This is a genomic window from Peterkaempfera griseoplana (genome assembly GCF_001418575.1).
Classification (GTDB): Bacteria; Actinomycetota; Actinomycetes; order Streptomycetales; family Streptomycetaceae; genus Peterkaempfera; species Peterkaempfera griseoplana.
In genome coordinates this window covers 1-14,033 of record NZ_LIQR01000128.1, presented here as the reverse complement: position 1 = coordinate 14,033, position 14,033 = coordinate 1, and the positions used below count along the sequence as shown (strand labels likewise).

Here is a 14,033-nt window from a genome sequence, read left to right as displayed (position 1 = left end):
CCGGGGCTCCACCGGAATCTGAGCCGTCTCCATCGGCACCCCGGCAGACTCGTACCGCGGAGTCACCGGACTGTCAGCGACAACCGGGTCGTAGAGGGAGTCGGGGCTCGTCATGCTGTAGCCGGGGCCGGACACCGCCGTGCTGGAGATCTCCGTCCCGTACGAGTACCCGGACGGGGACCAGTAGTTGCCCTGCGTCGACTCGAGGTCCTGGTCCTGGCCGGTGAGGCCGGAGACGACGGCCTGCTCGGTGGCCTCGTAGTTGTCGGCCATGAACTTGATGCCGTCGGCGGTGTCGCGCAGTTCCTTCGGCAGGTTCTTCAGGACGGTGAGTATGTCGGTCGAGTACTTGATGTATCCCTTGTCGCCCTCGGCGAACTGCTTGCCCGCGTGGTCGTCGCCCCAGGGCTTGTCGAACTGGGACAGGAAGCTGTTGAGCGACGTGTACATCTCCGAGAGCTGGTCGGCCATGGAGTGCAGCGGGTTGACGGCCGCCGTGTACTGCTCCGGGACCACCTGGAAGCCGCTGCCTGCCGAACCGTCACCGGTCGCGGTGGGCGCGACGGGAGTGTCGGGGAGGGTGGGGACCACCGTGCCGATCCGCTGCGCGGCGGCCGCCCGCGTCGCCGGCTCGATGGTCTCCGACCTGGCCGTCCGCAGGTATTCCTCAGCCATGGCGCTCCCTCATCTCCTGCGTGTTCCTTACTGCTGCCGTCCGTCGGCCCGTGGCCGTGTGTCCGCCGTGGTACATCATCGCTGCTGGGATCCGGTGCCCTGTCCGGCAGGGGCAGGGGCAGGGGCAGGGGCGCCCGCGTTGTCGAGGGCGCCGCTCGCCGCCATCCGGGACAGCGCCGTGCGCAGGAACGGGCTGGGCACCGTGTAACCGCCCTCCTGCCGCAGCTGCCGTGGTGCACCCGGCTCCGGCCGCTGCTCCGCGGACGCGCCGCCGCCCGGGTCGTCGGGGTGTCCCCGGCGGGCGGCGACCGACCGTGACCGGGCGAGATGGTCGTCCTCAGGTGCCCCGGTTCCGGCCTCGGCCGAGGCCTGGGCCCCGGCTGCGTGCTCGCGGTGCGCCGCCGCCGGGGCGGCACCTTCGGTGCGGGCTTCGCCGTCGGCGCCGCTCTCGGGGTCGGGCCCGAGGACCGCCGTACGCAGCTGCCGCATCAGCAGGTCCTCGCCCGATCCCTCCTCGGTCGCCGGATCCGACGCCCCGGCGGGGGCCTCGTGGCCCGGGGCGTGGGGGCCGCCCGTGTCGTGCTCCGCCGCGTCCGTACGGGCCGCGTCCAGCCAGCGGCGGCGCATGCGGTGGAGTTCCCGGTCCCCGGCGGGAACCCGGGTCGCGGTGCCGGTGACACCCCGGTCGGTGAGCAGCTGCTCGTCGTCGTCCAGGACGTCCTCGCCCAGTGTGGTGGGACGGATGTACTTGCGCGCGCCGCGCTTCTCGCCCTTTCCGCCGCCACCGCCGCCGAGGCCGCCGGGCCGGGTGCCGGTGGCGCCGGCCCCGGCCGCCGCCGTCCCGGACCGGCCCGCAGCCGAACCCGTGGCCGAGGTTGCGGTGCGTCCCCCCAGCGAGCCCGTCCCGCGACCGGCCGCGGCCCCTTCCTGGGCCATGCCGGCCATGCCCGCCCCGGCCCGCGCACTGGCGAGCCCGGGCGAGCCCACCGATCCGCCGGTGCGCAGACCGCTGCCCGAGAAGCCGCCGCCCCCGCCGAAGCCACCCGAGCCGCCTCCGAAGGCCGACCCGGCTCCGCCGCCGAACCCGCCCAGGGACGAGCCCAGTGCGCCCAGTCCGCTCCCTCCGCCCGTGGAACCGGTCAGGTCGAACGGCGTGCCGCCGGATCCCGTGGACGGGCTCCAGGGGACCAGGCCGGAGCCGCCGGCGGAGGGGTAGCCCGTGGTCGTTGAGCCGACGTCACCCAGGCCTGCGATCTGGAGCCTCGGGGAGGTGGAGGAGAGGTCGAAGGGCGACCCGCCGCCGGAGGAGTCGTACGGGCCCCCGCCGTAGCCCGTGCCCGTCCCGGAGTAGGTGCCCGTGGGCGTCTCGAACGGCTGGAGCCCGCCGACCGATCCCGGGCTGGGGACGTTGTAGCCGGAGGCGTCGTATCCCGAACCGCCCGAACCGCCGTAGCCCGAACCGCCGTAACCGGAACCGGAGTACTCACCTCCGTCGGCGGCCCCGGAGTACGAGCCGCCGGCGCCGGCCGCCTCGTAGCCCGCGCCGGAACCGTCGGCGCTGTAGCCGTCCGGCGCGTAGCCCCCGGAACCGAAGGCCGAGGAATCGCCGGAGCCGAAGGCGGAGTAGCCGGCGGCCGCCGGATCGTAGGCGTCCGGGTCCTCCGGCGTCTGGAACGGCTCGGCCGTCCCGTAGCCGTCCGCGTCCATGGGGGTGCCCTGCAGCATGGGGGACGCCACCCCGTCCACCCTCGTCGAGGGCGTCAGGTACGAGGTGGCGCCGGCCGAGGTGCTGTCGCCGTGGCTGTGAAGGGTGGCTGCCTGGGACGACTGGCTCATCCGGTCCAGGTGGGTGGACGCCTGACGCAGCATGGTGTCGACGTTGTCCGCCACCTCGCCGACGTAGGTGTGGTACGTGTCGGCGGCCTGCTTGATCCCCCTGGACTGGGCGACGTCGTCGTGCTTCCCCTGCGGGTGGGTGGCGATGTAGTCCTTGGCGTACTGCAGCTCACGGACCATCTCGGTCTTGGTCCGGGTGGCCGTGCGGGAGGCGTTGGTGAGGGACTTCTCGACCGTGAGCCCGGCCGTCAGCGTGGTGGTGAGGTGGGAGTCGTCGCGCATTCCGTACTTGCGCAGGTACTCCTCGTACTGGTCGGCAGCGTCGCCCGACATGTTCTGCCGGGCCCGTACCGCACTGTCGAGGATGGTCCGGGTCTGCTCGGCCGCGGTCAGGTTCCATCTCCGCCACGCAGCGGCAAGGTCCGAGATGGCGTCCTCGTCGCCGTCCGGCCAGCGGATGTCGGCGCCGTGCTCGTTGTGCTGGACGATGCTGAGGACTTCGGCCAGGTCGGGCGGAAGCTCGATCACAGTGGGGCTCTTTCTCGACGGCTGCGCGGGTGCGGGAGGGGGTCGGGTCAGAGGATCGGTCTCCCGAACGGGAAGGGGTTGTAGTCGAGGACGGGGCTGTCCGGGTCGCTGTAGTCCGCCAGCCCGGGATCGTCGATGCCGCTCGGCTCCTCCGGACCGGACACCTCGGTGCCGGTCTGGTAGGCCGCCGGGGCGACAGTGCCGATGCGGGGCCGGAGCGGCTGCTCGGGGGACGCCGGCAGCGGCCTTCTGAGCGCGAGTTCGGGCGAGGCGACCGCGGTATCGGAACCCGAGTGGATCTGCTTGAGCGAGGTGGCGACCTCGTCGTCGCTCTCCGCGTACCGCCGGCACATCAGCATCAGGTTGTCCGACACCTTGGCGGAGTTCTCCAGGTACTCGTGGATGCCCTTGAGCGCCCGGTCCTGGTGGTGCGTGATCCCGCCGACCCCCGAACTCTCCCCCTTGAAGGCCCGGCCCAGCGCGTCGTGGCCGAGGTGCGCCTCGGTGACCCGCTGCACGGCGGCCTGGAGGGTGCTCGTGGCCTGGGCCAGTTCCTCCACGGCGCGGCGGATGACGTCGGCGGAGTTCGCGACCTCGTTGAGGTCGATCTGGAACGATTCGCTGCTCACTGCCCCCCCCTGGGCATCCTCCCCCCGTGCATCTGCACGAGGCGGGTCCTTCCCGATCCGCAGGGACGGCCGGTCGTCACGGCCGTCCCTCGTACGATATGTGATGGCTCGTCAGAAGCTGGACAGACCGCCCGCCCCCACCACGTGCAGACCCGTGTCGTCGAAGGACACGGCGAGCGGCACGTCTCCGGTTCCCACCTCGTTGAGAACGGTGCCGCTGGCGAGGTGCAGCAGCCGCAGGGTGCCGCCCTGGTCACCGAACGCGACCAGTGACTCGCCTTCGAGCTCCTGGTGGACCAGGCTGCGGACGGCGGGCCCGTCCCCCGGCAGGACCGACACGGAGGTGCCCGTGGCGACGTCCCAGACCGCCACCGAACCGTCCGAGGTGCCCGCGACGACCACCGCACGCCCCTGGAGGGCGCCGAAGACCAGTGCACTGGCCGGCGCGGACGCACCCGTCAGCACCGGTCCGGCGATGCCCCGCAGTCCGTGCCACAGCCGCACGGTGCGGTCCTCCCCCGCGGTGGCCAGCAGCGCGTGCCCGCCGTCCTCTCCGGCCGCGACCGCGGTGACGCCGCCGGGATGGGCCGCGAAACGCAGCAGGGGCGTGCCGTCCAGCGGGTCCCAGGTGCGCACCGTGCCGTCCGCGCTGCCCGACACCAGGACCCCGGACGGGGCGAAGGTGAGCGCCGTGACCCGGTCGGTGTGCGCACCGGGCGCCGACAGCAGTTCACCGTCGGTCAGGCGGTGGCACCGCACGGTCCCGGAGGCCGTGCCGCAGACCAGCACCGGACCGGCGGCCTCGCCGCCGTCCCCCTCGTTGCCGCCTGCCGTGGTGCCGTTCGTGGTTCCGTTCGCGGCGCCGCCGGCCGCCGCGGCGGCGTCCACCGCACCGGCGGTGACGGCCACCGAGGTGACCGGGCCGCCGTCCGCGTCCAGGCGGCGGAGCAGGACGCCCTTCGCCAGGTCCCAGACCCGCACCGTGCCGTCACCGTGCCCGGCGACGAGCACCGGAGTGCCCTCCAGGTCGGCCGCGGCAAGGGAGTTCACCGGGGTGGCGGCCTCCTGGAGACCGCCGGAGGGGCTCTCCGGGGCGGCAGCCAGCGCGCCGGCCGCGGTACCGGACCCGGCCTCCCAGAACCCCACCGAGCCGTGCTCGTCGCCCACCGCGAGCACCGGTGTGCCGTTCAGGGTCACCGCGACGAGCGAGGTGAGCCAACCGGACCGGGCCGACCAGCCGTGCAGCGCCCTGCCCTCGCGGACGTCCCAGGTGCGCACCGTGCCGTCCAGGGAGCAGGAGGCGAGCACCGGCCGGCCGGCGAGGTCGAGGAACGCGAGGCCGGTCACGGTGGCCGCGTGGCCGGAGAGCACCGCCAGCGGGCGGCCGGTGGCCAGGTCCCAGAGCCGGATGTCGTGGTCCGCTCCGCCGGAGGCCAGCACGGCCTGGTTGCCCAGGCTGAGCACGGCCAGCGCCGCGACCCGCTCGGAGTGCCCCACCAGCAGGTGCAGGCGCTCCCCGTCGGCGATGTTCCAGACCCGGACCACGCCGTCCTCCCCCGCGGCGGCCAGCAGGTCCAGGTCCGCGCAGCGGGCGTGGCACAGCGCCGCCGCGCCGCGCAGCGCGGTGGACAGCGCACCCAGCGGCCGCGCGTCCGAGGCCCGCCAGGCGCGTACGTCACCGGTGCGGCCGGCGGCGAACGCCAGGGGCACGCCCCGCACCGTGCCCGCGGCCACGGCCTGCGCGCCCCCGGCTGCGGCGGTGCCGTGCAACGCGGCGCCGGTCGTGGTGTCCCAGACCTTGAGTGCGCCCCTGCGATCGCCGGCCGCGAGCAGTCCGCGCCCCTCGAAGGAGCCCAGCGCGACGGTCTCCGGGATCAGCGCGCCCGCGGACGCCTCGGCGGACGAGGACCCGAGCAGTTCCTGGTCCCGCACCGCGTACAGGCCGAAGCCCTTGCCCTCCTCGGCCAGTACGTAGGCGGCCTGGTCCCCCACCCGGCCGAACGCGGCCGCCACACGGGAGCTGGACGGCTTCGTCTCGGCCGAGTCGCCGTACGCGGCAGCGGGCTCCGCCGAGGGATCCTCCTGCGGGTCGTCCACCTGCACCGCTGCGCCCGGCAGCCCGCCGCCTGCGAAGTCTCCGAACAGCTGGGCGACCACCTGCTCCAGCAGGGCCAGGGCCGGGGCCGGCGGTGCGTCCGTACCCTCACCCCACGTCGCGTCGCCCGAGGGCAGCAGCCCGTTGACGGACAGCCGGACCAGGCCGGGTGCCGCGTGGCCGTCCGGGGCGGTCTGCAACAGGGACACCAGACGCCCGAGTACCGCGCCGTCGACGCCGCCGGTCCGCTCCTCCGCCACTCCGGCGGTGGTCCGCTGCCCCCACAGGGCGCCGTCGGGCGCGATGAACAGCTCGGTCCGGTCGCCGGGGCGGTCCGCCGCGCGGAGGCTGAGCCGTACGCCGCGCAGTTGGGCGCGGCTCCCTCCGGCGGTGAGGCTGTCGATGTCGGGCATGCGGGTCCTCTTCTCGAAAGGTGTCGCGGTCGTGCTTCAGCAGAGGTCCGGGGGAACCAGGGTGGGGTGCACCGCGCCATGCAGCCCGTGGGCGCGGGAACGGCGGAGCAGGCCCAGCCGCAACCCCGCTCTGCTGCGGAGGCCGACGGCGGCGCCTACCACGTCGACGGGCATGTCGACGGGCATGTCGTCGGCGGCCGCGCGGGCGTCGATGCGACGCAGGCGCAGCGCCTCGCAGCGGACCCGGCGCACCGGCCGTGGGCCCGCGGTGGCCGTCCGCGTCCGCCGCTCGTGGAGAAGCAGCCGGACGGAGGCCTTGGCCGCGGCCTCCCCGGGGCGGAAGTCCACCGGCTCCGCGCAACCGACGGCGTCCCCGCCCGGGCGGGCCGGGGGGAAGTCTAGCGAGCGGTCCGATTCCCCAAGCCAGGGCGCCCGTTCGGTGGTCCACCGCTTCGCAGACGCCCGGTCCCGATACCGAAGGACCGCCTGCTCAAAGCCCCGCACCCAGGCGTCGCCGCTGCCCGCGACACGCGGGCCGGCGTCCTCGGCGACCGGACGCCCGGGCATCAGGCGGCCCTCGGCCGGCGTCTGCACGGTCACCGACGACGCGAACGGGCGGAAGTCCGACCCGGCGCGTCCCGCCCTTGAGCCGGCGGAGCCGTCGCAGTGTCGGTGGACGGACAAAGCAGACTCCACAAGGCCGGGTCGGGGGCTTCCGCAGGAGCGGACGTGCGCACGAGATGCAGTGACGAGACAGCAGGATACCGGGGCCGAATTGACGGACTGTTGCGGTTAAGTGTCGGTATCCCGTCAAAAAATGATCGATTATCGGCCCCTGCCGCCCCGGCCCTCCCGCCTCGCGGAAGGCAGTCCGGGCGGAGAGGCAGGCACATGGCTTCCTCCCCAAGGAGCCTCTCGCGGCGACGGTTCCGCTTCCCGATGCCCAGAAACTACGCGCCGCAGGGACTGTGAAGCGTCACCACAGGGTGGGCATTCGCCGCGCCGCCCTGTCCCCCGAGCGAGCTACTCCGGGCGCCGGGCCCTGACCATCCACCGCCGCGACACCCCTCCGGCCCTCTGCGCACTCGATCAGCGACCCCGATCCGAGCCGATGTCCGAAACGGGCGCCCGGCCGTGTCTTCCGGCTTCAGACGACGCGGGCGTCGTAGGTCTCGCGGTTGGCGAACACGTCGTCCATGTGCGTCTCGGCCCAGGACTTGAGGCCACGCACCATGGCGTACAGCGAGAGGCCGAGATCGGTCAGCTCGTAGGAGACCGTGACGGGCACGGTCGGCGTCACCGTACGGGTCACCAGGCCGTCGCGCTCCAGGGAGCGCAGCGTCTGGGTGAGCATCTTCTGACTGACCCCGGCCAGGAGGCGGGCGAGCTCCGAGTAGCGCATCGCCCGGGGCTCGCCTGCGCAGTCGGTGCCCGGCTGGTGCGGGCTGCCGTTGCCGAGCGCGGCCAGGACCAGCGTGACCCACTTGTCGGAGATCCGGTCGAGCAACTGCCGACTCGGGCATGCGGCCAGGAACGCGTCGTACTGCACCTTGGCCTGCGCCCTCTGCTGGGCCGCCGTCGTCGTCGCCATGGAGGCCACTCCTCTCACCCGCAGGTTCCTTACGCACTCCGAGGTGCCTACTTCCCCTCGGAGAGTTACTCGCCAATCATGCTGCAGGAGGACATCAGGAACCAGTACCTGGCTCGACGCGAAAGGCAGAGCAGCAGCATGAGCACGCTCCCCGCTTCACTTCCCGGCGGCACCTGGACCCTGGGCGATCTGACGGTCACCCGGTTCGGCTACGGCGCCATGCAGCTCGCCGGCCCCTGGGTCATGGGACCGCCCGCCGACCACGACGGCGCCCTCGCCGTCCTGCGCGAGGCCGTCGACCTCGGTATCACCCACATCGACACCGCCGACGCCTACGGCCCGCACATCACCAACCGGCTGATCCGCGAGGCCCTGCACCCGTACTCCGACTCGCTGCACATCGTCACCAAGGTCGGCGCGACCCGCGACGAGCAGGGCGGCTGGCCCCCGGCCCGCAAGCCCGACGACCTGCGCCGCGCCGTCCGGGAGAACCTGGAGAACCTCGGCCTCGACGTGCTGGACCTGGTCAACCTCCGGCTCGGCGACGCCCAGGGCCCGGTGCCCGGCTCGCTCGCGGAGGCGTTCGAGACGCTCGTCGACCTCCAGAAGCAGGGCCTCATCCGCCACCTCGGCGTCAGCAACGCGACGCCGGAGCAGGTCGCGGAGGCGCGCTCGATCGCACCGATCGTCTCCGTGCAGAACATGTACAACCTCGCCCACCGCCACGACGACGACCTCATCGACGAACTCGCCGAGCAGGGCATCGCCTACGTGCCCTTCTTCCCGCTCGGCGGCTTCACACCGCTGCAGTCCTCGGTGCTGACGGCCGTGGCGGCCCGACTGAACGCGACGCCGATGTCGGTCGCCCTGGCCTGGCTGCTGCAGCGGTCACCGAACATCCTGCTGATCCCCGGCACCTCGTCGGTGGCGCACCTGCGCGAGAACGTCGCGGGCGCAGGCCTCCCGCTCTCCGACGTGGACCTCGCCGAGCTCGACAGGATTGGCCGATGACCCCCGTCAGCACGCTCGGGTACCGCGCAGCGGTCCCCGAGCGGAGCGACCGGCGCTGACGGAAGGACGGGCACAGGTCTCCCCGGTGGTCACAGAGCTTTGCAGCTCCACGATCACGGACACCTGTGCCCGCCCTGTGGTCGAGGTCCCACACCGCCCATGCGCGCGGGCTCCGGGAAGCGATGCCCTCACCCCGCCGGCGCCCCCGCCGGAAGTGCGCAATCCCCCTCTCCGACCGCGCAGGCGGTGGTACGGGAGCACTCCGCGGGGAGAGAGACGACTTCATGTCACCATACGGGTTGTACGAACACGGACAGCCGGATAGGACTGTCTCCGTGACTGATCAACGCAGTTTCGCCCGTACCGTCATCGCGTTCTCCCTGGCCGTGATCGCCTGTTGTGCGCTCACTTTCACCATCCTGCTGCTGGCCGGGAGTCCAGCCGTTCAGCCGCAGCGCGTTCTGGACGCGGACGCGCTGGCACGAGCCGTACTCAACAACGTCGAGTCCGACGACGACTTCGCCAAGCCCCCGACCATCGACGATGTCAGCTGCCCCGCCTCCGTCCCCGTCGAGGCGGGCCGGGAGTTCGAGTGCACCGTCGCCGGCATCGGCGACAGCAACAGCAGCGGCCGTGCCTGGGTCAAGGTGAAGATCAAGGACGATCAGGGCACCCTGTCACTGGGCTGATGACCGGCAGACTGTGCGGCGCGGGGATCGGGTGCCTCGCGCGGGAAAGGCCGCACATCCCAGGGTCGGCATCTCCCCGTCCCGTCAGAGGCAGTCTGCCGTGAGCGCTTGCCGCGCCTGGGTGGTGGCGGCCGCAACCTCACCCCACCCAGGCGCTTGGCAGCAGTCGCCACCAAAGTTGGTCTACTTGGAGCGGGCCTCGCGCCACCGCTCGGCCACCGTCTCAGTGACGGTGTAGAAGTACTCCTTCTTGAGACCCGGCTCGCCGGTCAGGGTTTCCACCCAGGTCATTGGCCACACGAGGCCGTCGTAGCCGCTGCGCAGGACGCGACTGAAGCCCGACAGAGCGCCCTGGAGCCGCGAGCGCTCCAGACCCAGCTTTTCAGCCAGGTGCGTGTAGCTCACGCGCTCGCGCGGCTGCTCGGCCAGGATGTCGAGCACAGCGACGGTGACCTGAACGGAGTCGCGCTGGTCGGCGATGAGGCGTCGGAAGTCCTCCACGGTCCAGCGCTCGCTCATGGGCCCGTCCTGCCTGTCGTCCTGAGCCCGCTGCGGCCCGGCCGCACCGGTGAGTTCGGCGAGATAGGCGTAGATCTGCGGGGCGAACTGGCTCGGCACCGGAATCGAAACGAACTGCTGAAGCGCCTCGCTCACGAGGTACTCCCCCCTTGATGTCGTTTACCGTCGACTTACAAGGATGTTGACACAGTGGAAGGATAGTTGCCCCTCAACCAACGGAGATTGCTTCGGAATAACGAGACTAACGAGGGTGGGATCGACTGGGTCGGAGATCGGCTTCAGCACGTGCCGTGCAGGTCAGCGGTCAGCGGTCAGCGGTCAGCGGTCAGCGGTCAGCGGTCAGCGGTCAGCTGAGGCTGGTGAAGCAGCAATGGGTGCGGGCATGGACGGTATTTCGATGTCGTGCTCAGCGAGGAGGTCGAGGAGGCTGGGGTGGCCCTGCTCGTGGTCCCACTGCTCGGCGGCGAGCCCGGCAGCACGGGCGCCGTCGATGTTCTTGGCGCTGTCGTCGATGAACAGGATGGTCTGGGGCGGGGCTCCGATACGTCGGGCGGCTTCGGTGAAGAAGGCTGGTTCGGGTTTTGCGACACCGAGTTCGCAGGAGTAGCAACTGACGTCGAAGAGGTCGTCGTACCCGAGGGTGGTGCGCATGTGCGTGGCGCGGTGTTGCTCCTGGTTGGTGCCGAGGTGGACGCCATAGCCTCGGTGGCGGAGTGCGTCGACGATCTCGAAGGTCTCCTCGGCGATGGCGATGTTGTGCCAGACGTTCTTGTAGACGGCTTCGACCGGTGTGGTGACGCCGTACTCGAGGAGGGCTGCCGCGAGGAGGGGCATGTAGTCGCCCTGCCCAGCGAGGGTGGGAAGTTCGTCCTTCCACGTCTTGTGAAGGAAGTCGCGGGCGCGGTCGCCGAGGTAGGGCTCCATGGCTGCGTACCAGCCGCCGGGGACGTACTGGAGCACGCCGTCAGCATCGAAGAGCACGTGTCGGATGCGGGTCACTTGGTGGCCTCCTCGTCTGTTGTGGCTTTGCTTTTCTGGCGCGCGGCCCGGCTCTGCTGCTCGATGTCTGATGTTCAGGCGGTGAGCCGGTGGCTGAGCCGTTCGAGATTGCTGGTGCGGGTGCGACCGAGCGGGCTGCCGACCCCATGGGCGTCGAGGCGGACCATGTTGATCGCGATGGCGGAGAAGGCGTGCTGGAGACGGACTTTCGGCAGGCCGCGGTAACGGGCCCGGCGTATCCCGGTGGTGTCGAGCACTCGGTTGATGGTGCCCTTGATGCCTGCTGCCCGGAGGGCGTACTTGTCCTTCCAGGTGTCGGTCTTCTGCCTGGCGCGCGCTTGTGCGAGCGTGTCATGGAGTTCCTTGGGCCACAGGGTAAGCGAGCAGCGGTTCGGCTGGGCGGTGGTGCACTTGCTCCAGACTGGGCAGGGACGGCAGGTGCGCACGTGGAACTTGACGACGATCGCATCCTGGTCGTGCTGGGGGACGGTGGCGCGCTGGTGGCTCCGGTGGGACAGCGCACTTGCAGAGACCTGCCGGTCAGTCAGGTACTCGGCGAACTGCAGCACCGTGACCAGTGACAACACAGCCGACGACATACCTGGGGTACCGCGCACCCCGAATGGTGTGGCGAACGGCTCGTCGGCGAAGACCTCGCAGAGACGGTTCCTGAGCTGTATCGGCAGGCTGCCGTATGGGAACGCGGAGCGGACCATCACCACGGTCTGTTCCGGGCTCTTCGGCAACCCGTCTGGCTGCAGCGACATCCGTACCACCCCCGCGGACCGCACGACAGGTCAACGGCCGCACAGACGATCATCGCGCAACCGGGGTCCACCCACCCGCAGAGCCCCGGAATCACGCAGCAGAGTCCGCGGGTGGCTGGGGCGCCTCCGCTTCTCAGTGATCTGCTCGGCCCAGGTGGGGGTGGCCCTGCCGTGGCTGCGGCACAGGACGGCGCCTTGAGTTCGGGCGGCACTCTGAAGTCAGGGGCCCGGCCCACCTTCACCGACGGCTGTCAGCGTCTGAACGGCCCCCTTGCCTGGCGGAGGGGTTGCAATCGAAGGTCACTGCCGGCGGCGATCCGCGCCTTCCGCCTCTTCGACGGTCACGGCCGCTCCCTCGCCCCGGAGGGCGGCCCGCTGACATCCGACCACTGGACGGGATGCGGGTCGTGCTCGTCCACTCGCCGAACGGCAGCTTCGGCATGGGTAGCGGCCGCGTCTTCGCCGCGATGCGGCCCACACTCACCCTGAACCGCCGGCTGGGACCCGCGGAGGTCGAGCACTGGTTGGCGCGGGCCACCCCGGCCGTCGAGGACGACCTCATGGCGCGGACGCCTCCGCGCCGACCCCGACCCGGTCACCGCCCGACGGTCTCGGTCTCCGAGCGGGCCGGGCGGCCCCGTGGCTCCGTGGTCCCGACCCGGCGGCGACCACGGTGCCCCACTCGATGCGCGCAGGGGGTCGGGACTCCGTCGGAACCGGACCGCTTCAGAGTGCCTCAACCGGTGCCTCGGCCGCGTTCCGCCGGATCTGCGCGAGGTCCGCACGGGTGTAGATCCGGTTGCGTCGCTTGGCCGCCAGCAGGAACAGCGCAGTGGGGACAAGGCACACCAGGATGGCGAAGATGCTGGCCTCGGGGCCGAAGGCGCCGCCGGTCAGGGCATGGGGGCCACTTACGGAGGCGCGTAGCAGACCGCCCGAGCCGCTCCCGGCACCCGAGACACCGGTGTCGAAGATGCCCTGCTCGGCCATGTTCCAGCCCAGGTGCAGGCCGATCGGCAGCCAGAGGGAGCGGGTTGCGGCATAGACCGCGCCGAACATCAGCCCGGCCTCGATGGCGATGGCCAGCGCACCCCAGAGCGTCGCGTCCTTGTTGACCAGGTGCAGGCACCCGAAGGCAAGCCCGGAGACAGCCAGCGCCCCCCATGTGCCGGTCTTCTCCTCCAGTATCCGGAACAGCGCGCCGCGGAACGCCAGCTCCTCGGTGACCGCCACGCAGCTCATCAGACCCAGAGCGGTCAGCGCGGCCCCGATCGAGCCCCAGCCGTGCACGTGGTAGCCGCCGGTCAGTGCGACCAGCGAGATGGTGACGGCGAACAGCAGCACGCCGAGGAGGGCACCGCGGCCCAGCTCGCGTCGGGCCCGCGTCGGCGCCAACTCCTCGGGCCTGCGGCCCTCCAGATACCGCACCAGTGCGACATAGGCGCCCAGCACCAGCCCGCCGGTGGCCACCCCGGCGATCAGGGCGGTGAGCGCGGTGGCGTCGGCGGCGCTGTTGATCGCGCTGGCCACTCCGTCCGCAGCGAGCATCAGCACGAACAGCAGCGGCAGGCGCACCCACGTCGACGCGGCCCACCGTGGGGGGCGCCCGGAGCCGTTGCCGGCCGCGCGCTCCGGCGGCACATCACGTTCGGCGACCTCTCCCGGCGACTGGTGCTGGTTGGACGACATGGCTTCCTCCTCAAGGACCCGCTCACGGCGAGGGGTTCCGGCTTCCGACACCGAGAAACTACGGGCCGTGGGCACCGCAAATCGTCACCGCAGGGTGGGCATCTTCCGCGTGCGTGTGTCCCCCGAGCGAGCTACCCCGGCCGATCTCCGCGGCTGGGACGCCGCCCTGCGCCGGGCCTGTCTTCACCGACCCCGCGAAGGCATGCGCAGGCAGACGGCTCGCGGCGGCCGCACAGTGTTCGACGCACCCATGCGCCACGGGCCCGGTCTGGGCCGCGAGTTGGCGCCCCGCCTCGATCGGCGGCGGCCTGTTCGCCCTGTCCCGCGATGCCTGGATACGCTACGGGCCTCGGTGCGAACAGGCGCGGACGCCGAGCCGCCGTACCGGATGGACGGGCGGGCCGCGGGTCGCGGCCACGGTTCCGGGCTCCGTGCCGGTCAGCGCCGGCCCTACCGGATCATGGATGGCGATGGAAGACCAAGCAGCTCGTGAACCGTCGGGTGCGGCGCCCCGCCCGCCGTCCCACCCCGCCAGCCGGCCGGCACCGCCCCTCAGCGAGGCAGAGGCCGGAGTCGCAGCCGGCGCCCGGGA

The 14,033-nt window shown here is 71.9% G+C and carries 12 protein-coding genes; 2 read left to right on the top strand and 10 right to left on the bottom strand.

Translation table 11 applies throughout. The features are described from left to right. From AOK09_RS10965 to AOK09_RS10940, 6 genes are all read right to left on the bottom strand, one after another. The coding region (locus AOK09_RS10965) for a WXG100 family type VII secretion target (protein ID WP_055586961.1) at positions 1-675 on the bottom strand (675 nt) is incomplete at its 3' end. Positions 676-750: 75 nt separating this feature from the next. Further along, a complete protein-coding gene (locus tag AOK09_RS10960) occupies positions 751-3,039 on the bottom strand; it encodes a WXG100-like domain-containing protein (RefSeq protein WP_055586960.1) in 2,289 nt (762 codons plus the stop codon). 47 nt (positions 3,040-3,086) lie between these two features. Then, positions 3,087-3,668, bottom strand: coding sequence for a hypothetical protein (locus AOK09_RS10955; RefSeq protein WP_055586959.1), 582 nt, complete (start codon positions 3,666-3,668; stop codon positions 3,087-3,089). A gap of 111 nt (positions 3,669-3,779) precedes the next feature. After that, positions 3,780-6,176 (bottom strand): WD40 repeat domain-containing protein, encoded by a 2,397-nt coding sequence (locus tag AOK09_RS10950; RefSeq protein WP_055586958.1) that lies wholly within the window; start codon positions 6,174-6,176, stop codon positions 3,780-3,782. A 36-nt stretch (positions 6,177-6,212) separates the two neighbouring features. Continuing rightward, positions 6,213-6,524, bottom strand: coding sequence for a hypothetical protein (locus tag AOK09_RS40050; protein ID WP_157875855.1), 312 nt, complete (start codon positions 6,522-6,524; stop codon positions 6,213-6,215). 799 nt (positions 6,525-7,323) lie between these two features. Continuing rightward, complete coding sequence (locus AOK09_RS10940; RefSeq protein WP_055586956.1) at positions 7,324-7,767, bottom strand: winged helix-turn-helix transcriptional regulator; 444 nt, start codon at positions 7,765-7,767, stop codon at positions 7,324-7,326. A 138-nt stretch (positions 7,768-7,905) separates the two neighbouring features. Between AOK09_RS10940 and AOK09_RS10935 the strand changes: the two genes are divergently transcribed. Together AOK09_RS10935 and AOK09_RS40045 are read left to right on the top strand one after the other, a co-directional pair. Beyond that, a complete protein-coding gene (locus tag AOK09_RS10935) occupies positions 7,906-8,778 on the top strand; it encodes an aldo/keto reductase family oxidoreductase (RefSeq protein ID WP_055586964.1) in 873 nt (290 codons plus the stop codon). Positions 8,779-9,113: 335 nt separating this feature from the next. Beyond that, on the top strand, positions 9,114-9,467 hold the full coding sequence (locus AOK09_RS40045) for a DUF4333 domain-containing protein (protein ID WP_055586955.1): 354 nt from the start codon (positions 9,114-9,116) through the stop codon (positions 9,465-9,467). Positions 9,468-9,650: 183 nt separating this feature from the next. Here the strand turns inward: AOK09_RS40045 and AOK09_RS10925 are convergent, their stop codons facing one another. The 4 genes from AOK09_RS10925 to AOK09_RS10910 form a co-directional block, all read right to left on the bottom strand. Further along, positions 9,651-10,121: a helix-turn-helix domain-containing protein gene (locus AOK09_RS10925; RefSeq protein WP_055586954.1), complete on the bottom strand. Its 471-nt coding sequence runs from the start codon at positions 10,119-10,121 to the stop codon at positions 9,651-9,653. A gap of 204 nt (positions 10,122-10,325) precedes the next feature. Further along, complete coding sequence (locus tag AOK09_RS10920) at positions 10,326-10,985, bottom strand: HAD family hydrolase (RefSeq protein WP_055586953.1); 660 nt, start codon at positions 10,983-10,985, stop codon at positions 10,326-10,328. A 74-nt stretch (positions 10,986-11,059) separates the two neighbouring features. Next, positions 11,060-11,752, bottom strand: a complete 693-nt coding sequence (locus AOK09_RS10915; RefSeq protein ID WP_079062937.1) for a transposase — start codon at positions 11,750-11,752, stop codon at positions 11,060-11,062. 726 nt (positions 11,753-12,478) lie between these two features. After that, entirely contained in the window at positions 12,479-13,441 is a 963-nt protein-coding gene (locus AOK09_RS10910) for a CPBP family intramembrane glutamic endopeptidase (protein WP_245687233.1), read from the bottom strand. Positions 13,442-14,033: the final 592 nt, after the last annotated feature.

Coding starts and splice junctions, on each gene's coding strand:
- AOK09_RS10915 (WP_079062937.1), bottom strand. CDS start 11,752: ATGTCGCTGCAGCCAGACGGGTTGCCGAAGAGCCCGGAACAGACCGTG.
- AOK09_RS10940 (WP_055586956.1), bottom strand. CDS start 7,767: ATGGCGACGACGACGGCGGCCCAGCAGAGGGCGCAGGCCAAGGTGCAG.
- AOK09_RS10950 (WP_055586958.1), bottom strand. CDS start 6,176: ATGCCCGACATCGACAGCCTCACCGCCGGAGGGAGCCGCGCCCAACTG.
- AOK09_RS10935 (WP_055586964.1), top strand. CDS start 7,906: ATGAGCACGCTCCCCGCTTCACTTCCCGGCGGCACCTGGACCCTGGGC.
- AOK09_RS10910 (WP_245687233.1), bottom strand. CDS start 13,441: ATGTCGTCCAACCAGCACCAGTCGCCGGGAGAGGTCGCCGAACGTGAT.